General features: G+C 61.0%; 14 protein-coding genes. 3 read left to right on the top strand and 11 right to left on the bottom strand.

Annotation, left to right across the window (positions count from 1 at the left end; translation table 11 throughout):
- Positions 1 to 117: 117 nt before the first annotated feature.
- Positions 118 to 984, bottom strand: a complete 867-nt coding sequence (locus tag JQ845_RS03710) for a pirin family protein (protein ID WP_003446176.1) — start codon at positions 982 to 984, stop codon at positions 118 to 120.
- 1,469 nt (positions 985 to 2,453) lie between these two features.
- Here JQ845_RS03710 and JQ845_RS03705 point away from each other — a divergent pair.
- The gene (locus JQ845_RS03705; RefSeq protein ID WP_203008340.1) at positions 2,454 to 4,883 is read left to right on the top strand and encodes a TonB-dependent siderophore receptor; all 2,430 of its coding nucleotides are present in this window, start codon (positions 2,454 to 2,456) and stop codon (positions 4,881 to 4,883) included.
- Between the two features lie 147 nt (positions 4,884 to 5,030).
- On the opposite strand, the gene JQ845_RS03700 is transcribed toward JQ845_RS03705, so the two are convergent.
- From JQ845_RS03700 to JQ845_RS03680, 5 genes are all read right to left on the bottom strand, one after another.
- Positions 5,031 to 6,857 (bottom strand): glycoside hydrolase family 15 protein, encoded by a 1,827-nt coding sequence (locus JQ845_RS03700; RefSeq protein ID WP_203008758.1) that lies wholly within the window; start codon positions 6,855 to 6,857, stop codon positions 5,031 to 5,033.
- Positions 6,850 to 7,650, bottom strand: coding sequence for a glucose 1-dehydrogenase (locus JQ845_RS03695; RefSeq protein WP_203008337.1), 801 nt, complete (start codon positions 7,648 to 7,650; stop codon positions 6,850 to 6,852). Before JQ845_RS03695 ends, JQ845_RS03700 begins: the two co-directional genes overlap by 8 nt.
- Before the next feature lie 200 nt (positions 7,651 to 7,850).
- Entirely contained in the window at positions 7,851 to 9,107 is a 1,257-nt protein-coding gene (hcnC, locus tag JQ845_RS03690; protein ID WP_003446189.1) for a cyanide-forming glycine dehydrogenase subunit HcnC, read from the bottom strand.
- A 1-nt stretch (position 9,108) separates the two neighbouring features.
- Positions 9,109 to 10,506, bottom strand: coding sequence for a cyanide-forming glycine dehydrogenase subunit HcnB (gene hcnB, locus JQ845_RS03685; protein WP_202210822.1), 1,398 nt, complete (start codon positions 10,504 to 10,506; stop codon positions 9,109 to 9,111).
- The gene (locus JQ845_RS03680; protein WP_003446191.1) at positions 10,503 to 10,820 is read right to left on the bottom strand and encodes a (2Fe-2S)-binding protein; all 318 of its coding nucleotides are present in this window, start codon (positions 10,818 to 10,820) and stop codon (positions 10,503 to 10,505) included. Before JQ845_RS03680 ends, hcnB begins: the two co-directional genes overlap by 4 nt.
- A gap of 180 nt (positions 10,821 to 11,000) precedes the next feature.
- Here JQ845_RS03680 and JQ845_RS03675 point away from each other — a divergent pair, with 180 nt between their 5' ends.
- Positions 11,001 to 11,864 carry a LysR family transcriptional regulator gene (locus JQ845_RS03675; protein WP_003446192.1) on the top strand — a complete coding sequence of 288 codons (864 nt, stop codon included), beginning with the start codon at positions 11,001 to 11,003 and terminating at the stop codon, positions 11,862 to 11,864.
- 128 nt (positions 11,865 to 11,992) lie between these two features.
- Positions 11,993 to 13,237 (top strand): D-mannose isomerase, encoded by a 1,245-nt coding sequence (locus JQ845_RS03670; protein WP_203008334.1) that lies wholly within the window; start codon positions 11,993 to 11,995, stop codon positions 13,235 to 13,237.
- Between the two features lie 86 nt (positions 13,238 to 13,323).
- Here the strand turns inward: JQ845_RS03670 and JQ845_RS03665 are convergent, their stop codons facing one another.
- The 5 genes from JQ845_RS03665 to JQ845_RS03645 form a co-directional block, all read right to left on the bottom strand.
- On the bottom strand, positions 13,324 to 15,756 hold the full coding sequence (locus JQ845_RS03665) for a TonB-dependent siderophore receptor (RefSeq protein WP_202210823.1): 2,433 nt from the start codon (positions 15,754 to 15,756) through the stop codon (positions 13,324 to 13,326).
- A gap of 102 nt (positions 15,757 to 15,858) precedes the next feature.
- On the bottom strand, positions 15,859 to 16,836 hold the full coding sequence (locus JQ845_RS03660; protein ID WP_127196438.1) for a FecR family protein: 978 nt from the start codon (positions 16,834 to 16,836) through the stop codon (positions 15,859 to 15,861).
- Positions 16,833 to 17,345, bottom strand: coding sequence for a sigma-70 family RNA polymerase sigma factor (locus JQ845_RS03655; protein WP_037001887.1), 513 nt, complete (start codon positions 17,343 to 17,345; stop codon positions 16,833 to 16,835). The genes JQ845_RS03660 and JQ845_RS03655 overlap by 4 nt, the downstream gene beginning before the upstream one ends.
- Before the next feature lie 167 nt (positions 17,346 to 17,512).
- Positions 17,513 to 18,259 (bottom strand): SDR family oxidoreductase, encoded by a 747-nt coding sequence (locus JQ845_RS03650; RefSeq protein WP_003446200.1) that lies wholly within the window; start codon positions 18,257 to 18,259, stop codon positions 17,513 to 17,515.
- An 86-nt stretch (positions 18,260 to 18,345) separates the two neighbouring features.
- On the bottom strand, positions 18,346 to 20,421 hold the full coding sequence (locus JQ845_RS03645; protein ID WP_003446202.1) for a putative bifunctional diguanylate cyclase/phosphodiesterase: 2,076 nt from the start codon (positions 20,419 to 20,421) through the stop codon (positions 18,346 to 18,348).
- Between the last annotated feature and the right edge of the window lie 12 nt (positions 20,422 to 20,433).

Raw genomic sequence — 20,433 nt, 5'->3', positions numbered from 1 at the left:
CCCGTAAATGACCGTAGTCGCTGCCGAAGGCTGCGATGGACTGCGTAAGACCTGCTGGTAACAGCGAAGGTCCTGCGGCCCTTGTCGCAGCCTGCGCCAGCGACTACGGCTGGCTTGTTACACCGGCATCCGGCCAAATTTCCCCGACTGGAAGTCGATGAAGGCCTGATGGATTTCAGCTTCGGTGTTCATCACAAACGGACCGTGCCCCACAATCGGTTCGTCGATGGGCTCACCGCTCAAGATCAACAGCACCGCATCGTTATTGGCCTCAAGACGAACCTGAGACCCGTCGCGGGCAAACAGCGCCATTTGTCCTTCGCGCACCACTTCCTGGCCATTGACCTCAACCGCACCGTGCAGCACCACCAACATGGTGTTGCGGCCCTGATGCAGATCGAGGGTGGTCGACTTGCCCGCGTTCAAGCGGATATCCCACACGTCGATCGGGGTGAAGGTACGGGCCGGGCCGCGCTGGCCGTCGAACTCGCCGGCGATCAAGCGCAGCCGGCCGGCACCGTCCTTGAGCGCCAGTTCAGGAATGTCCCGGTCGACGATACCCTGATAGCCAGCCTCGGCCATCTTGTCTTTGGCCGGCAGGTTGACCCACAGCTGCACCATTTCCAGGGTGCCGCCACTGCGGGCAAACGCCTCGGAATGGAACTCTTCATGCAGGATCCCCGACGCAGCGGTCATCCATTGCACATCACCGGGGCCGATAACCCCGCCGTTGCCGGTGGAGTCCCGATGCTCGACTTCACCTTTGTAGACGATGGTTACCGTCTCAAACCCACGATGGGGATGCTGGCCTACACCACGACGCTCGGTAGTGGGCGTGAATTCCGCAGGCCCGGCGTAATCAAGTAACAAGAACGGGCTGACGTGTTCACCCATGCTGTCGTAGGAAAATAACGTACGAACCGGAAAGCCATCACCGACCCAATGCGCACGTGGAGCCGTATAGACACCCAGAATGTTTTTCATGTTGCACCTCCTGTAAATCATGGCAACAAGGATAGATTCGTATCACCCATAAGACTAGACAGCATAAATAGCACTCAGCGTTCCATACATAGAACGACCCTGCCACCCATATCCCTGTATGGCTCCGACACAAATCCGGGCCCGCATCGCTGGCAAGCCAGCTCCCACAGAAGCTGCCCCCACATACCCCTGTATAAGCGAGCTTGCCTCGCGATGGCTCCGACACAAACCCGGGGCCCGCAGCGCTGGCAAGCCAGCTCCCACAGAAGCTGCCCCCACGTAACCCTGCAGGAGCGAGCGTGCCTCGCGATGGCTCCGACACAAACCCGGGGCCCGCAGCGCTGGCAAGCCAGCTCCCACAGAAGCTGTCCCCACATACCCCTGCAGGAGCGAGCTTGCCTCGCGATGGCTCCGACACAAACCCGGGGCCCGCATCGCTGGCAAGCCAGCTCCCACAGAAGCTGTCCCCACATAGCCCTGCAGGAGCGAGCGTGCCTCGCGATGGCTCCGATACAAACCCGGAGCCCGCATCGCTGGCAAGCCAGCTCCCACAGAAGCTGTCCCCACATACCCCTGCAGGAGCGAGCTTGCCTCGCGATGGCTCCGACACAAACCCGAGGCCCGCATCGCTGGCAAGCCAGCTCCCACAGAAGCTGTCCCCACATAGCCCTGCAGGAGCGAGCTTGCCTCGCGATGGCTCCGATACAAATCCGGGCCCGCATCGCTGGCAAGCCAGCTCCCACAGAAGCTGTCCCCACATACCCCTGCAGGAGCGAGCTTGCCTCGCGATGGCTCCGACACAAACCCGGGCCCGCATCGCTGGCAAGCCAGCTCCCACAGAAGCTGTCCCCACATACCCCTGCAGGAGCGAGCTTGCCTCGCGATGGCTCCGACACAAACCCGGGCCCGCATCGCTGGCAAGCCAGCTACCACAGTAGCTGTCCCCACATACCCCTGTAGGAGCGAGCTAGCCTCGCGATGGCTCCGACACAAACCCGGGGCCCGCATCGCTGGCAAGCCAGCTCCCACAGAAGCTGTCCCCACATAGCCCTGCAGGAGCGAGCTTGCCTCGCGATGGCTCCGATACAAATCCGGGCCCGCATCGCTGGCAAGCCAGCTCCCACAGAAGCTGTCCCCACATACCCCTGTAGGAGCGAGCTTGCCTCGCGATGGCTCCGACACAAACCCGGGGCCCGCATCGCTGGCAAGCCAGCTCCCACAGAAGCTGCCCCAACATAACCCTGTAGGAGCGAGCTTGCCTCGCGAGCTTTATATCGAGCCCGGATTGATTGCCGAGCGAATGCGGGAATCTTGAAAAGCTCGCGAGGCTAGCTCGCTCCTACAGGGTTTGGGGATTGCTCTGCAAAATCAAATCCAGCCAATTCAGTCGCTTGTTTCCGGTTTAACCCGCGTGCTGCGTCTTATAACTATTCGCATCAATCATTCCCCTCCCGGAGCCTCGGCACGCAATGCAACGATCCAATTTGAACCGTACCCTGTTAAGCAGCGCACTGCTGGCCTCGGCACTGCTGGGCACACCCATGGCTCTGGCCGCGCCGGTCGTGCTGAATATCCCGGCACAACCGCTGGCCAGCGCCCTGAACGAGTTCGGCAAGCAGACCAGTCTGCAAGTGCTCTACAGCCCGGATCAGGTACAGGGGATCAGTTCGCACTCCGTCTCGGGCTCACTGGAGCCGATCAAGGCTCTGGAAGCCCTGCTGCAGGGTAGCGGGATTTCATACCAGCTCAATGGCGACACGCTGATTCTCAATGTCGCCCAAGGCCAGGGCCTGGAGTTGGGTGCCACCACCATTTCCGGCCAGGGCCAAGGGGCGTTGCTGACCACAGAGGACACTGGGTCCTACACCACTGCCGCCAGCAACAGCTCGACCAAACTGCCGTTGTCGATCCGCGAAACCCCGCAGACCGTGACCGTAATTACCCGCCAGCTCATGGACGATCAGGCGGTCCAGAGCATCGGCGATGTGCTGCGTAACGCGCCGGGCATTTCGACCCAGGCCTACGACAGCGACCGCATGGAATATTCGGCCCGCGGCTACGCCATCACCAACTTCCAGTACGACGGCGTGAACGCCCGCTATGACGGGGTGTTCGATGAGGGCGCGACCAAGGTCGACATGGCCCTGTATGACCGGGTTGATATCGTCAAAGGCGCCACCGGCCTGCTGTCCGGCTCCGGCGAACCCTCGGCTACGGTCAACCTGATCCGCAAAAAACCGACCCGCGAATTCAAGGCGTCGGTGACTGCCAGCGCAGGCTCCTGGGACAACTACCGAACCGAAGGCGATATCTCCGGCCCGTTGAATGAAGACGCCAGCGTGCGCGGGCGCCTGGTCGGGGTGTATCAGGATGCCGATTCGTATCTGGATCACTACTCGAAAAAGAATGATGTGTTCTACGGCATCCTCGAAGCCGATATCACTCCCGATACCCTGCTGACCTTCGGCATGGACTATCAGAACATCAAGCCCCGCGGCTCGTCCTGGACCGGCAACCCCTACTACTTCTCCAACTACAGCAAGACCGACTTCAGTCGCTCGTTCAACCCGGCCACCGACTGGAGCCGTCGCGATGTAGTCGCGCAGACCACCTTCGCCTCCCTGGAACACCGCTTTGCCAATGAATGGAAAGTCAAAGGCAGCCTGACCCAGCAAACCAACGACCACGACACCCAACTGGGATCGGCCGGTGGCGGCATGCCGGACCCGGTCACCGGCGACGGCATGTTCTTCTACTGGGGCAAGTGGGAAGGTCACCGGGTGCAAAATACCTTCGACCTCAATGCCAGCGGCCCCTTCAGCCTGTTTGACCGCGAACATGAACTGGTGGTCGGTGTTACTTCGCAGACCTCCCGCCAAACCGGGGCAACCTTTGATGCCAGTGAAATCGGCAAGGTCCCCGGCAGCATCTTTGACTGGAAGGGTGATTACCCGAAACCCTACTTCCCGAAAAACGGCAAATACCAGACCAACGAAAACCAGAACAGTGCTTACCTCGCTGCGCGCTTCAGGCCGACCGACGACCTGTCGCTGATTCTCGGCAGCCGCGTGAGCGACTTCCAGTACAACGACACGCGCACGTACTACGTGCAAACCCCCACCTTCAGCGACAACAAGACCACCTCCAAACAGCACGGCAAAGTCACGCCCTACGCTGGCGTGGTGTATGACCTGAACGACACCTACTCGGCGTACGCCAGCTACACCTCGATTTACAAACCGGTCACCGAGCGCAGCAAGTCCGGCACAACCCTGGCGCCCACCGAAGGCAACAGTTATGAAATCGGTTTGAAGGGTGAATACTTCGACGGCCGCCTGAATGCCAGTGCCGCGGTGTTCCGCACCGAGCAGAAAAACCTGGCCGTCTATGCAGGCATCGACGCTGCCAACCAGACCTACTATGAGTCCGTCGACGGAGCGACCACCAAAGGCATCGAATTCGAGCTGGCCGGTGAACTGATGCCGGACTGGAACCTGATGGCCGGTTACACCTACGCCCAGACCAAAACCGCAGATGGCGGTCGTCTGTATGGCTACCCGCTGGAAACCACCAAGCCTGAAAACGTGGCGCGGGTATTTACCACCTACCGCCTGCCGGGGGTGTTGAACAAAGTTATCGTGGGCGGTGGTGTCAACTGGCAGAGCCCGTTCTACGGCAAGATCTACAACGATGCCAAGGGTGACTACGACATCATCGAGCAGCACAGTTACGCGCTGGTCAACCTGATGACCCGCTACGAGTACAGCGATCACCTGAGCTTCAACCTCAACGCCAACAACCTGTTCGACAAGAAATACCTGTCGGGCCTGGGCAACTTCAGCACCACCTACTACGGCGAGCCGCGCAGCCTGATGCTGACCAGCAAATACATCTTCTAAAAGCCGGCCCCGCATCGCTGGCAAGCCAGCTCCCACAGGTATTGGGTGCAGCGCGGGCCGTAACCCTGTAGGAGCGAGCTTGCCTCGCGAGCTTTTCAAGACGCAGAGCTCGCGAGGCAAGCTCGCTCCTACAGGGTCAGGGGTGGATCAGGGCTGCCACTGGGGCTTTTGGTGGTCGAGCTTTCGGTCCAGAAAGCTCGCCGCGCTGATCAACGCCAAATGGGTCAAGGCTTGCGGGGTATTGCCCAAATGCCTGGCATAAAGGTCGAACTCTTCGGCATACAGCCCCAGCGGGTTGGCGTAACGCAATAACTGTTCAAATTCCAGATGCGCCTTTTCCACCTGTCCGGCCCTGGCCAGGCATTCCACGTACCAGAAGGAACAGGCGGCAAACGCACCTTCTGTGCCTTGCAGGCCATCCAGGCCACTGTCGTCATTGCGATAGCGATAAACCATGCCATCACGCACCAGACTCTTTTCAATGGCCGCAAGGGTCGCCAGCCAGGCCGGATCTTTCGCTGCGACAAAACGCACCAGCGGCATCAACAACATCGAACCATCCAGCGCCGTGCCGCCCTTGTACTGGACAAAATGGCCGCGCTCGGCATTCCAGAAGTTCTGCCAGATGTCAGTGTGAATCTCTTGCCGGGTCTCGTTCCAGCGGGAGAACGGCGCAGGCAACGAGCGCTTGGAGGCCAGGCGAATGGCACGGTCCAGCGCCACCCAGCACATCAGCCGGGAGTGCAAAAAGTGATGCTTCTCGCCGCGCATCTCCCAAATCCCCACATCCTCCTCCTGCCAGGTCACGCACACGTGATCGACAATCCGGGTCACATGCTGCCAACCCTCATGGCTGATGGCCTCGCCGTATTTGTTGGTCAGGTACACCGCGTCCAGCAGCTCACCAAAAATATCCAGCTGCACCTGATCAAATGCGCCGTTGCCAATCCGCACCGGCCTGGCGCCGCCGTATCCGGACAAGTGGCTCAGCTCTACCTCGGGCAAATCATTGCGGCCGTCAATGCTGTACATGATGTTCAGCTTCAGGGGCTGGTCGCAGCACTCCCCTACCCGGCCACGCAGCCAGCGCATAAAGCCATTGGCCTCATCGACAAAGCCCAGGCGCATAAAGGCATAAACCGTGAAGGACGCATCGCGAATCCAGGTATAGCGGTAATCCCAGTTACGCTCGCCCCCCGGGGTTTCCGGCAAGCCAAAGGTGGCGGCCGCAATGATCGCGCCCTCCTTGCGCGAGGTCAGCAGCTTGAGGGTCAGGGCCGAGCGGTTGATCATTTCCCGCCAGCGTCCGCGATAGATCGACTGTGCGATCCACTGCCGCCAGAATTGCAAGGTGCGCTGTAATGCCAGGTCGCTGGCGTCCACTTTCACCCGCTCATCGTCAACTGCGCCCAGTACAAACTCGGCCGTTTCACCCTCCGCCAGGGTGAACGTGCTACAGGCCGCTTGATCCGCAACCGTCAAGGGAACACTGGAGGCCAGTCGAAGACCGGGCTGCCCCTCGGCGTCGAAGCACACATCCTCACCATCGGCACGGGCTTTGGTGGCCGCGCGGGCGTAGTCATGGCGAACCGCGCAACGCAGCAAAAAGGTGGCGCTGCCGCTGACCACACGCACGCGGCGCATCAGTAGCGGCAGTTGATCATCGTGGTCACTGACCGGCAGCAAATCGGTAATTTCCACCACCGCTTGCGGCGCCAGCCAGCGGGTCTGCAAAACGTTGGTGTCGGGGAGGTAAATTTGCTCGCGGCGGGCATCGGCTATCTGCGGGGCCAGTTGAAAAATCCCTGCCTGGGGGGTGTCCAGCAGTGAGCAGAAGATGGCAGGACTGTCGAACTCGGGCCAACAGAAAAAATCCACACTGCCCTGGTCATTGACCAATGCCGCGGTGCGCATGTCGCCAATAATGCCGTGTGCCTCGATCGAGCTTTGCAATTCGTCCTGGATGTTAACCATTGTCACGGAACTCCGGATAAAGGCTCATGCCGCCATCGATAAACAAGGTAGTCCCTACTACATAATCCGAGGCATCGCTGGCCAGCCACACCACCGCGCTGGCCACATCCCCGGGCTCACCGACGCGACCATAGGGGATCAGTTTCAGCAGTTTCTTCTCGGCCGCGCCTTGGGTCACGTCGCGATTGATTGCCGTGCGAATGGCCCCGGGGGCAATGCCGTTGACCCGGATCTTTTGCTCGCTGACTTCCTGCGCGAGGCTGCGCATCAGCATTTCAACGCCGCCCTTGGAGGCTGCATAGTTCACATGCCCGGCCCAGGGAATCAGTTGGTGCACAGAGCTCATATGAATAATTTTGCCTGCTGCACAGGACACGCCTTCACGAACGCCCTGACGGTTGAAGATCTTCAGGGCTGAGCGCGCGCACAGGAACTGGCCGGTGAGATTGACACCGATGACGGTGTTCCATTGTTCCAGGGTCATGTCGGTGATTGCGGCGTCTCTCTGCAGCCCTGAATTAGCGACCAGAATGTCGAGATAGCCGAAAGCATCCAGGGTTTGTGCAAACAGGCGTTCAACTTCAGCCTCTTTCGATACATCGGCGCCCAGGGCAATGGCTTTGCCGCCTGCGGCGTTGATTTCGTCTGCCAGTGCCTGGGCGGGAGCTGCCTGGGAGTTGTAGTTGAGGACCACCGAGGCACCGGCAGCCGCCAGGGCCCGGGCGCTGGCAGCCCCCAGCCCGGAACTGGCCCCGGTGACCAGGGCGACCTGATGCGCGAGAGAAATCTGCATGGTTGTCTGCGCCTGCTTTATGAATGGGCATAACGGCTGACCCATGCAGGGCTACAGGAGTTCAAAGCGCAATATTGGCGTTACCTGCACAACCCGCAATCACCGCAGTCGCTGCCGAAGGCTGCGATCCACGGCGCAGCCTTGGCAGATCGGGGATCGCAGCCTCGTTTTTCGTCAGCGACTACAAGCCCTGACGCCCTTCAGGCGCCTATCACTTTTTTTAACCCCACCGGTTGCAGGTTAAACCTGTCCGCCAGAAACGGCGTGACATCCAGCGGCAACGGTTGATCACGCACCAGCGCATCCAGCATGACCCCGGTGATCGCCGAGGTCAGGATGCCGGTACGGAAATGCCCGCAGGCGTTCAAGTACCCTTCAACCCCTGCCATCGGCCCCAAAATCGGCAGTTCATCCGGCGACCCCGGGCGCAACCCGGCCCAGGTGCGCTTGAGGTTGACGTCTTTGAGCTCTGGAATGCAACGCATCGCCCCCTGCACCAAACCGGCAATCTCCGGGAAGGTGGTGCTCACGTCGAACCCCTTGTCTTCGGTGGTACTACCAATCAGGATTTCTCCATTGTCCTTTTGCGCCAGGTAACAGTCGCTGGTGGTCAGGCAGCCGTTAAGCAGCTTGGGCATGCGCTCGGTCAAGACGATCTGGCCCTTGACCGGCGCCACGGGGATGCTCAGGTCCGTGGCCATCACGCTGAGTTCTGCGGCCCAGGCGCCGGCAGCATTGATCAGGGTCTTGCAGTGAAATGCACCCTGGTTGTCAGTTCGTACCCCCACCACCTTGCTGCCCTGACGCAGCACCTCGGTGACGTTGCTGTTGAAGTACAGGTCGACGCCATTTTGCCGCGCACCTTCGGTGTAGGCATCGGTCAGCCGGAACGGGCTCACCTGGTGGTCACAGAGAAACTCCAGCGCCCCCAGGGCGTCATGGCTGACGCTCGGCTCGGACTCGCGCAAGGCAGCCTGGTCAAGCCAGCGCACCTCGTCGCTCAGGTGCGGGATGTTGGCAACGATATGCTCGGCGTAGAGACGGTCTTCATCGTCGTAAATCACGTACTTGAGCCCGGTACGCTCGAACTTGAAGTCCATGCCGTGCTTTTCGATCATTTCCTGATGCAGGCCCGGGTACAGCGCATTGGACTGCAGGGCGAAGTCAAAGAAACACTCCGGCAGGATATGCGGGGTGCTGGAGTCGACGATCACTGCCGTACCCTGGGCTTCACGCTTGCGCTCGGCAGACATCATGCGAAAAAAGATCACTCCGCAGCCAAGCCCGACAGACTCGCCGATGGCCCAAAGACCACCCGCCGACGCGCGGCTGGCATTGCCCGGGCGCTTGCAGTCGATCATCGCCACTTTCAGGTCTTTGCGACGGGACAGGTGGTAGGCACAGGAAGCACCGATAACGCCACCACCGGCGATTACAACGTCATATGTCTTGATCATGTCAGGCATCCTTGCAGGCATTGGTAAAAGCCGAAAACGGCACCGGTTCCAGCGGAAAACGCGGGCGCAACCAGCCCACATCCTGGCGGCCGGTGGACTCGCGCAGGCGATCACTGCAGTAGCCGACGCACATCCGGCCCTGACAGTCGCCCATGCTGACCCGCGTGCGCATTTTCAGGCTGGCCATGTCCTGCACCCCCTGGCTAAGGGCCAGGTCGATGTCGGCTCGGGTGACGTTCTCGCAGCGGCAAACCACTGTGTCCGCCTGGGGCAATTCGATCTGGCGCGTACCGCGTTGGGTATAGCGATCGATGGCGCCACGAAAGCGCACGATGGTGTTGAGCCGTGAAAGATAAACCCGCCGCTGGGCCCGGGCCTGTTTCTCGCTCAGAACCCCGCGCTGGAGCAAAATCGATAACGCCGCGATCCGTCCGGTGAGCATCGCCGCTTCACCGCCGCGCATGCCGGTGACATCACCGGCCAGGTGGATGTGCGGCTGATTGCTGCGCTGCCAGGTATCGGCTTTGACAGCCAGGTAGCCGTCGACGTTGTAGGCGTGATCAAGACCCATTTGCTGAGTCAGTTGCGTACGGGGGATAAAGCCGTAGCCCACCGCCAGCGTACGGGCCATGACCGGTTGCGCCTTGCTCAGGTCCGGTTGCCAGGTGTCGGAGTACGGCGCCACTATGACTTCGCTCAGCTCGCCGTCACCCCGCGCCTGCACTACGCCCCAACCGTAACGCACGGTCACGCCGTGGCGCTTGAGGTACATCAGCATGCTCAAGCCGTCGAGAAACAGCTGGGGCTGGTTCAGCAGCGCCAGGCTTTCCTTGGCAATCCGGGTAAATTCACAGGCCTCATACACACCGGCCACTTCAACACCCGCCGCGTGCAACTGGCACGCCACCAGCATCAACAGCGGCCCGGTGCCGACGATCAGCGTCGGCCCACGGGGTTTGACCACGCCACTTTTGATCTGCAGTTGCAGACCGCCAAGCATGATCACCCCGGGAATGGTCCAGCCAGGAAACGGCACGCTGCGCTCATGGCACCCGGCGCCCAGCAGCAGCTGGCCGAAGCCGACTTCCTGCAGACGTTCATCCGGGTCCAGCACTTGCAGGCTGTGTTCGCCCTGCCCGCCGACTACGCGGTGGTTGAGGCGCACATCTACCGAGTGGGCAATGTCGGCAAACTCTGCGTGCAGTTTGTGCAGTGCATCCTTGTAGCGCTCCCCCAGATAGTCGAGCTCGACACCTTCACGCAATGGCCCGCGATAAACCACGCCACCCAGTCTGGAGGCTTCTTCCAGCAAGGTGCTGCGCACTCCATGCTGCGCCAGCTCGATAGCTGCCGAAATAGCCGCCGGACCACCGCCGACAATCACCGGATCCGGGCTCATAACACAGCCTCTTGTGCAGTGACCCGGTTGGTCCCGGTTTCCACGCTCATCCCCGGCTGCACCAGGGTCTGGCAGGCCCGGCGTTTGTGCCGGCCATCGATCTTGACCAGGCAGCAATAGCACACCCCCATGCCGCAATAAGCACCATTCATTTCACCGTGATCGTTCGGTGACAATTGGCGCACCCCCACTGCATTCAACACGCTGAGCACGGTCTCTCCTTTAGCTGCATTTACCGCCTGCCCATTGATCAGGATCGACATGTCAGCCTTTATCAAAGGTTGAATGTCGTACTGGCGGTTCAAGTCATCCATGTCTGGTATCCCTTTTTTGTGTGTGTTGCAGTTCGGCAAACCACTGGCACCCTGTGCCAGGGCAGGTGACGTTAGCTGAATATAAAAATCAGACATTGATGCAGGCCACTATAAGGTCGGTATTTATGTTTTTTGACCCGTTAGCCTTACACTGACGGCCCCTTGCAGACTGGCGCGATCATGGACCTCGACCTGGCCCGGACCTTTCTCGAAATTGTTCGCTGCGGCAGCCTCGCGAGTGCCGCCGAGAAACTTCATGTCACCCAGACAGCCGTCACGGCCCGGGTGCAAAAACTCGAAAGCCTGCTCGGCGTGACGCTGTTCATTCGCAACCGCGCAGGCGCCAGACTGACCTGCGACGGGGAAGCCTTCGTGGTCTACGCCAATCAGCTGCTGCAGACCTGGGAAGCCGCACGACGGGATCTGCCGCGCCCCGAAGGCTTGCACCAGATGCTGCACATCGGCGGTGAAGTCAGCCTGTGCAACCCGCTGATTCTGAGCTGGGCCAAAGCCCTGCGCGAACACCTGGACACCCACGCCTTGCGGGTGCAGATTCGCGACGGCGAGCAATTGTTGGAGCAGGTTGAAATGGGCCTGCTGGACGCGGCACTGGTCTATCAGCCGGTGTATTGGCCCGGGGTGCAGGTGGAGCAATTGCTGGAGGAAAAACTGATTCAGATCCGCCGCCCCGCCATGCCCGAACCCTATGTGTATGTGGACTGGGGCGAGGACTTCCGCCGCCAGCATGACGCAGCACTGCCGGACCGGGCGCGGGCCGCCATCAGCTTCAACCTGGGGCCGGTGGCATTGCACTACATTCTGGAAAACGGCGGCAGCGGCTACTTTCGCACCCGGGTGGTTCAGAGTTATCTGGACAGCGGCGCGCTGGAGCGCGTTCCCAAGGCCCCCGAGTTCAGTTACCCGACCTATCTGGTGTATTCCCGCGAACGCGACGGTAGCGCCTTGCAACAGGCTATCGAACTGCTGCGGGAGGTGGTCAAGCGCGACAGCGACTGGTCCCAGCGCTGGATCCCGGAGATTTGACCGGCCGTTGCCACGGCCTGTGGCAGCGGGCTTGTCCTTGCCGTAATGAAAGGTTTCAGCTTTCTACTTTGCAGCCAATCCCTTAGGCTGCGAGCGCCAGATAATCACAAGAACCGCACAGGTGGCCCATGACCGATCTCACCCGGACCAGCGACAGCTGGCTGACCTCCGCCCCCCATCAACAGTGGCTGCACGCCCAGGGCCAGACCCTGCTGGATTTCGCCAAGGCCGCCCGTGTTCCCTCCGGTTTCGCCGGCCTTGACCGCTTTGGCCAGCGCGCAGACGATGCCCCGGCAGACACAGTAACCACCGCCCGTATGGTTCACAGTTTCGCCCTGGCCCATATCCAGGGCCTGCCGGGTTGCGCACCGTTGATCGACCACGGCCTGAAGGCACTGGTCGGGGCCTTGCGCGATGGCGTGCACGGCGGCTGGTTCGCCGCCCCCGACGCGCAGGATGGCAACACCCGCAAAGCCGCGTACCTGCATGCATTTGTCGCCCTGGCCGCCAGCTCCGCAGTGGTGGCCGGGCGCCCGGGCGCCAGTGCATTACTGGATGAAGCGGTAGCGGTGCTGGAAACACGGTTCTGGTGCGAAGACGAAGGTGCCCTGCTGGAGTCCTTCGCTAGTGACTGGAGCGACTGCGAAGCGTATCGCGGGGCCAACAGCAATATGCACGGCACCGAAACCTTTCTCGCCCTGGCCGACGTGCTCGACCAGGACCTGTGGCTGGAGCGCGCCCTGCGCATCAGCGAGCGGGTGATCCACCAGCACGCCGCGCAGTCCGCCTACCTGCCCGTCGAACACTTCGATGCCCGGTGGCAGCCGTTGCCGGAGTACAACCGGGACCATCCGTGCGACCCATTCCGCCCCTTCGGTAAAACCCCGGGTCACGCCTTTGAATGGGCGCGCCTGCTGCTGCACCTGGAAGCTGCGCGCAAGCAGCGCGGCCTGCCCGCGCCCGCCTGGTTGCTCGAAGACGCCCGCCAGCTGTTCCACAGTGCCAGCCTGCATGGCTGGAATGTCGATGGTGACACCGGCATTGTTTACACCCTGGACTGGGACAACCGGCCCGTGGTGCGCGAACGCCTGCACTGGACCCTGGCCGAAGCCTCGGCAGCAGCGGCGGCCTTGTTGCAACGCACCGGCGAGCAGGAATATGAAGTCTGGTATCAGTGCTTCTGGGACTACATCGACCTGCACCTGATCGATCGCCAGCACGGTAGCTGGCACCACGAACTGGGGCCTGACAATCAGCCTTCGGAAAAAATATGGCCCGGCAAGGGCGATCTGTACCACGCCTACCAGGCCACCTTGTTACCGCGCCTGCCGCTGGCCATCAGCCTGGCCAGCGCACTCAAACTGCGCCGTTGAAAGCCCATAAAGGCTGCGATTAGCGGTGCGCAAAACCGGGGGGCAGATCAATCCTGCCCACCAAACAAGCCCGTAAAGCCCCGGTATCACCAGTCGTATTTGACTTCCAGCGCCGCAGTCCGTTGCTGGCCGTAGTAACAGCCAAAGCTGTAATTACACGACGAGACGTACTCGCGGTCGAACAGGTTTTGCACATTGAGGCTGGTACTCACCCCTTTGAACCCCGGGTCCAGCGCCGCCAGGTCATAGCTGAGGGTGGCGTCGTAGATCACGAATGACGGGGTTTTGAAGGTGTTGTCCGAGTCACCGTAATTCTTCCCGGTGTAACGCGCACCGCCGCCCAGGGTCACCCCCTGCAGCAGGTTGCCGGTGAAGTGGTAATCGGTCCACACACTCGCCGCCCATGGCGCCTGGGCTTCGCTGCGGTTGCCCTGGTTGCCATAGTTGGACTTGCTGTAGAACACATCCAGGTAGGACAACGAGGCAATCAGGTCAATATTGTTGAAGCTGCTTTTGCCTTCCAGTTCGATCCCCCGCGAGCTGACTTCACCTTCCTGAATCTGATACTCCTGGTACTGCAAGTCACCGGTCAGCACGTTCTGCTGCTTGATCTGAAACACCGACGCCGTGAGCAAGGTGCTGTCGTCAGGCTGATACTTGACCCCCACTTCATACTGCTTGCCCAATTGCGGGATGAACGCCTTGCCCCCACGCTCCGGAGCTGCGGTCCCCACTGACGGCAGGAACGATTCGGTGTAGCTGATATAGGGTGCCAGCCCGAACGAGGTGACGTAGGTCAGCCCCACGCGCCCGGTAAACTTGTTGTCGTTTTGCATCTCCCGGGAATCGGCCAGCAGGTCATTGTTATCGACTTTGGCCCAGTCATGGCGCCCGCCAATGGTCAGGATGAAGTTGTCGAACTTGATCTGATCCTGCACATAGAAGCCGGTTTGCTTGACCCTGTTATCCCACTTGGTGGTCAGGGTCGGCACCCCCGTGGTGCGGTAGTTGGTGGGGTTGTAGAGGTCGATGATTTCACTGCCCGACAGGTTGTAGCCCTGATACTTGCGGGTAAAATCCCGGTAGTCCAGGCCCACCAGCAGGGTGTGCTGCAGGGGGCCGGTGGTGAAGTCGCTTTGCAGGTGGTTGTCGAAACTGTAGGAACTGTTTTGCTGGCGCCAGTCGAGCTTGGTGCGACTGGCGTGGGTGTCACTGATGCCCTCGGGGGTGGTGACAAAACGGTTGAGGTAAAAGCCTTTGTAGCGGTCGTTGACGTCGATATAGCTCAGGCTCTGGCGATAGGTCATGGCCTCATTGAAAGCGTGGGAAAACTGATAGCCAAGCACGTATTGATCACGCTTGTAGTCGTTCCATTTCGAGTCGCCCAGAAACGTATCACGATCAATCCTGTTGCCCTGGGAGTTGCGATACAGGCTGCCCACCGCCGGCAAGGCCTGATAGTCGGCCAGGGCGTCATCGCGCTGGATTTGCGCATACAGCGTCAGCTCGGTGTCGTCGTCAGGCATCCAGCTGAAGCTGGGCGCCAGCAGCTGGCGTGAATCCTCGGTGTGGTCCACCTGTTCGCTGCCGGTATTGCCGACCCCGATCAACCGGTAACTGAGGGTTTTGGCCTCGTCCAGTGGCCCCGTGAAGTCAAACGCCAGGTTGTAGCGATCGAAACTGCCGGTGCCGACCTTGATCTGGTGCGCGGCTTCGGTACTCGGCCGCTTGGACACCATATTGATCATGCCTCCGGGCTGATTCTGCCCGTAGAGCACCGAGGACGGCCCTTTAAGAACTTCGATGCGCTCCAGGGTATAGGGGTCGATCTGTGGCGCGCCGCCCAGACTCCCGGCCGAGGGCAAATAAGCGCCATCGAGATAAAGCAGGGTCGGGGCAAAGCCGCGGCTGGTGATTTCATCGGCGATGGTGTTGCGGTCGGTGTAGCCATTGGTGCTCAGGCCCGGGGTGTAACGCAGGGCCTGGGTCAGATCGCGGGCGCCCTGGACCTGCACCTGATCCGCCGTCACCACGTTGATGGTCTGCGGGATCTCCAGAATCGGTGTATCGGTTTTAGTGGCCGTGGCCGATCGGGTGGCAACAAAACCGTCAACCGCTCCGCGAGCGTCCTCGGCGGTACGCCCCGATACTGTGGTTGCTCCCAGATTCAAGGTGCCCGTTGCCGCCAGCGGGTAAACGCTCAGGGCACCGCTCTGGGTCACGTTCAAACCCAGACCGCTGCCTGCCAGGGCACGCTCGGCGGCCTGCTGCGGGGTGAACATGCCCCGTACCGGGGCCGAGGTTTTCCCCTGCAACAAGGCAGGAGCTACCGACAGGGTCAGCTGGCTGTCACGGGCAATCCGGCTCAGTGTCACACCCAGCGGCGCCGCCGGCAGGTCAAAGGCACGCAGGGCGCTCTGTTCATTGGCCAGCGGCCCGGCCACCGCAGCCAAAGGGCAGGCAATGCTCAGGGTAATGGTCAGCGCCAGCAGGCAGGGTCTCAACGGGGCGTACGACATGGGGCATCCTTTCTCGTTGCAAGGTAGGCAGTTGTAACCTTGACCAACGAGCAGAGTTTTCCCCTCAGCTTATTTGTAAATAATTCCCATTCGGTGGAATTTTTACCCGCGCACATCAATCAGGGTCAACCAGGGCCCATAGCGCGTGACCTTGATCGGCAAGGTTTGCGCCAGAGTGCTCAAGGTCTGCGGTGTGTCGTCCAACGAGAAAACCCCGAACACCCGGACCCTGGCGGCTTCGGGACTGATACGCAGAACCCCGGCCTGATAAGGCCGCAGCGCCTCTACCAGAGTCGACAACGGCTCGTCATGCAACTCGACCCGGCCTTCGAGCCAATCGGCCTGACTGCGTGCGGTCGAGGTTTGCGGGTCAATCTGGCTGGCGCTGAACGACACCGCCTGACCGGCATTGATGCGTCGCTGCAGACCATTGAGCGTATCCAGCTGCACACTGTGCTGCTGCACACTGGCCAGGCTTTCGTCCGGCCCCTGGCGCACCATGAACCGTGTGCCCAGGGCCTGGACCTGGCCTTGGGCGGTCGCAACCACAAAGGGCCGCAGCGGGTCGGCGGCAACATCGACCTGCAACTCGCCTGCGCGTAATTGCACCCGCCGCTGCCCGGCGCTGAACTGAATATCCACGGCGCTGCGGGCGTTGAGTGTCAGGCGGCTGCCATCCGCCAGCTGTATGGTTTTACGCTCGCCGGTGGCGGTATGTTGATCGGCCATCAAGCCCCTCAGCGGGGTGACCCGGTCGACCACACTCGCGGCGCACAACCCCAGCAGTAACAGCAACAGGCCGCCTTGCAGAGCTTTTTTGCCTGGGACCGTTGAACTGGCCAGCAGCGCCTTGCTCGCGGCATGCAACTGTCCGGGGTTACGCCGTTCAACAGACTGCAAATCCGCCAGCGGGTTTTTCAAGACCCCGGCCACCCGCTGCCAGGCAGCCATGTGCTCGGGTTTTTCCGCCAGCCAGGCTTTGAACACCTGACGTTCCGAAGGGCAGGCCTGCCCGGACTCAAGCCGCAGCATCCAGTCCACGGCGGCACGGGTGGCAGGATCAACTCTGACCTGGCTCATGGGCACTCCCGGGTTTGCGCCAGGCAATGGAAAAAGGCCCTACGCAAATCGCGCTCAACGGTGGCCAGTGAAACCCCCAGCAGAGTGGCGATGGCCTGCTGCGGCATGGCTTCGAGACGATTGAGCAAAAACGCCCGCCGCACCCGCGACGGCAAGCCTTCCAGCGCCTGATCAATCGCTTCGATCGCCTCGCGTACCAGCGCAATGTCTTCGGCTGAAGGGGCATAATTCTGGGGCAGGTCTGCAAGCTGCTCCAGATAGGATTGCTCCAGCTTGCGTCGACGCCATAGCGAGCACAGCAGCCGCCGGGCAACGGTACTCAGATAGGCTCTGGGCTGTTCAATGCGCTCGAGTTGCTGCGCATCGAAAGCCCGCACGAAGGTGTCCTGAGTCAGATCGGCAGCATCCTGCGGGCAGCGCACCTGTCGCGACAGCCAGCCGCGCAGCCACGCATGATTGTCGTGATAAAGACTCGCCAGCAGGGCTTTGGGATCCACAGGACTAGACACGATAGATAACCAGACTCAAATAGCAATAAGTCGCATTATCGATAGATCCCAGGGAAAAGCAACATGCATATCCAGGTAATACCGCCAGCCTTGCCAGCGATGCCATCGCGGGCAAGCCCGGCGCCCACAGAGGCCGGGCCTGTTGTTGGGTATCTAACGGGCCTGGATCAACGCCCGCCGCACAAATCGATAAAGGTACCGGTGGCGTAGGAAGCCTTGTCGCTGAGCAGCCAGATAATGGCTTCGGCGACTTCCTCGGGGCGTCCGCCACGGCCCATCGGGATGCTCGACTCCAGCTTGCTGACCCGCCCCGGGTCGCCGCTCAAGGCGTGGAACTCGGTAAAGATCAGGCCCGGGCGCACCGCGTTGACCCGGATCCCCTCGCCCGCCAGTTCTTTGGACAAGCCCAGCGTAAAGGTGTCCAGTGCGCCTTTTGAAGCCGCATAGTCCACGTACTCATTGGGCGAGCCCAGGCGTGCAGCCCCCGACGACACGTTGACGATATTGCCGCCCTGGCCGCCGTAACGCGGAGACATGCGCAGTACCGCATACCTGGAACACAGGATCGGCCCCAGCACATTGGTTCTCAGGGTGTGCAAAATACGCGATTCGGACATTTCGTCGACCCGGGACTTGAGGCCCACGGTGCCGGCATTGTTGACCAGCGCGGTGATCGGCCCGAGCTCTTCGTCAACCCGGGTAAACAGGCTGATGATCTCTTCTTCATTGCTGACATCGGCTTGCACCGCAATCGCCTTTGCCCCCAGCGCATGCACCCGGGCCAGCACTTCATGGGCGGCGGCGGCATCCGTCAGGTAGTTGATGCAAATCCGGTAGCCCTGCTGTGCTGCCAGGATCGCAGTTGCAGCGCCAATGCCGCGACTGCCGCCGGTGATCAAGATGACTTTGTCCATAAAAACGCTCTCCAGTTCGACGGTGCAAATGTGACCGGCAGAATAACCGCGAAAGCTTTGGTTTGTCAGGACGCTGGCGATTGGCCTTAACGCGACAGTTCGGCGCGATGGATATCCAGCATGAATTGCTCGGCCGGTAGCGGTTGCCCCAGCAGAAAACCTTGCAGGGCATCACAGCCCAGAGTGGTCAGGAAGCTTTGCTGGGTGTCGGTTTCAACCCCTTCAGCCACAATCCGCAACCCCAGTGCCTGGCCCAGAGCCACAATCGCCGAGACAATCGCGGCATCGTCGCTGTCATGCTCCAGGTCGCGGACAAACCCGCGGTCGATTTTCAGTTCATTGGCCGGCAGGCGCTTGAGATACATCAGGCTCGAATAGCCGGTGCCGAAGTCATCGATGGACAAATCCACCCCCATCTGCGACAGCTTTTGCAGCACGGTCATGCTCGCGTCCGCATCGCTCATGGCCGTGGTTTCGGTGATTTCCAGGGTCAGGCTGTTGGCCGGCAACCCGTGCTGCTCCAGCGACGCAACCACACTGTCGACCAGCCCCGAATAGCAAAACTGCAACGCCGACAGATTGACTGCAATGCGCCAGTGGCTATACCCCTGATCGAACCACATACGCATCTGGCGGCAGGCTTCATTGAGCACCCACTCGCCGATGGGAATGATCAACCCGGTTTTTTCCGCCAGTTCGATAAAGTGCTCGGGCAGCAACAGCCCCTGCTGCGGATGCTCCCAGCGCAACAAGGCTTCGGCCCCCACCGGCTGGCCGCTGGTGGCGTCAAACTTGGGCTGGTAGTGCAAGCGGAACTGGTTTTGCTCCACCGCCTGGCGCAAGTCCTGGAGCAGTTGCAGTTGTTTGCGGGCATTGGTGTTCATCGAGACATCGAAGAAGCTGTAACCGTTTTTGCCGGCGCCCTTGGCGTGGTACATCGCCGCGTCGGCGTTCATCAGCAGCTCTTCGGCGGTCTGCCCGTTGCCTGGATACAGGGCAATGCCGACACTCGCGGAGATCTGCAAATCATGCTCATCAACCCGGAACCCCTTTGACAGCAGGCTGACCTGCCGCGCGGCGACCTGGGGCGCATCGTCCGGTTCGCTCAAGCGCACCAGCAACACAAATTCATCGCCACCGATGCGCGCCAGGGTGTCCTGGCTGCGCAACTGTTCACGCAAGCGCAACGCCACTTCGCGCAGCAAACGGTCACCCAAATGGTGACCAAAAGCATCGTTAACCGGTTTGAAGCCGTCCAGATCGATAAACATCAACGAGAAGCATCCGCCCTGCTCCGCCACTTTGGCCATGGCCTGGCTGATGCGGTCGGCCAGCAGGGTGCGATTGGGCAGGCCGGTCAGGGTGTCATGCAGGGCCAGTTGGGTCAGTTCTTCATTGGCCAGGGTCAGGGAGTTCGCCAGGGCCGCAGTACTTGCATCCAGCCGGGCGTCAAAAACTGAAGTCAACAAGGCAATGACCAACACCGCCAGGCTGGTCACCAGCACCAGATTATCCAGGCCCTTGCCACTCAAACCGTCCACGGCCGCGCCGCAAAAACTGCCGACCGGGAAATTCGCCGCAGCCATGCCGGTGTAGTGCATGCCGACAATTGCCACGCCCATGATGATCGAAGCCCCGGCCCGCACCAGATGCACATAGGGGGTGTGCTTGCGCAGGCGGAACGCTATGGACAAGGCAGCGGCCGAGGCCCCTACCGCAATCACCAGGGACAGTCCCACCAGCGCCGGGTCGTAATCGATTCCCGGCTGCATGCGCAACGCCGCCATACCGCTGTAGTGCATGGCGCTGATGCCTGCCCCCATGACCAATGCGCCGAACAATAATTGCAGGGCCGGCAAGCGCGGCTGGCTGACCAGCCACAAGGCGAAACCTGACGACAGAATGGCCACCAGCAACGACCACACCGTCAGCCCCAGGTCATAACCCAGCTCCAGCGGCAACTGCAGGGCGAGCATCCCGATAAAATGCATCGACCACACGCCAAAGCCCATTGCCAGCGCCCCGCCGCTCATCCACAGATACACGGTTCGGCCACGGGCCGTGGCGATTCGTCCGGCCAGATCCAGGGCGGTATACGACGCGAGTATTGCGACGCACAGGGAAATAAAAACCAGCGAAGGGGAGTAACTAGCAGAAACCATGGGCTTTCTCGT

The organism is Pseudomonas paraversuta (assembly GCF_904063065.1).
In the GTDB taxonomy this organism is placed as follows: domain Bacteria; phylum Pseudomonadota; class Gammaproteobacteria; order Pseudomonadales; family Pseudomonadaceae; genus Aquipseudomonas; species Aquipseudomonas paraversuta.
The sequence above is the reverse complement of the archived record's forward strand: the minus strand, read 5'-3'. Positions and strand labels throughout refer to the sequence as shown.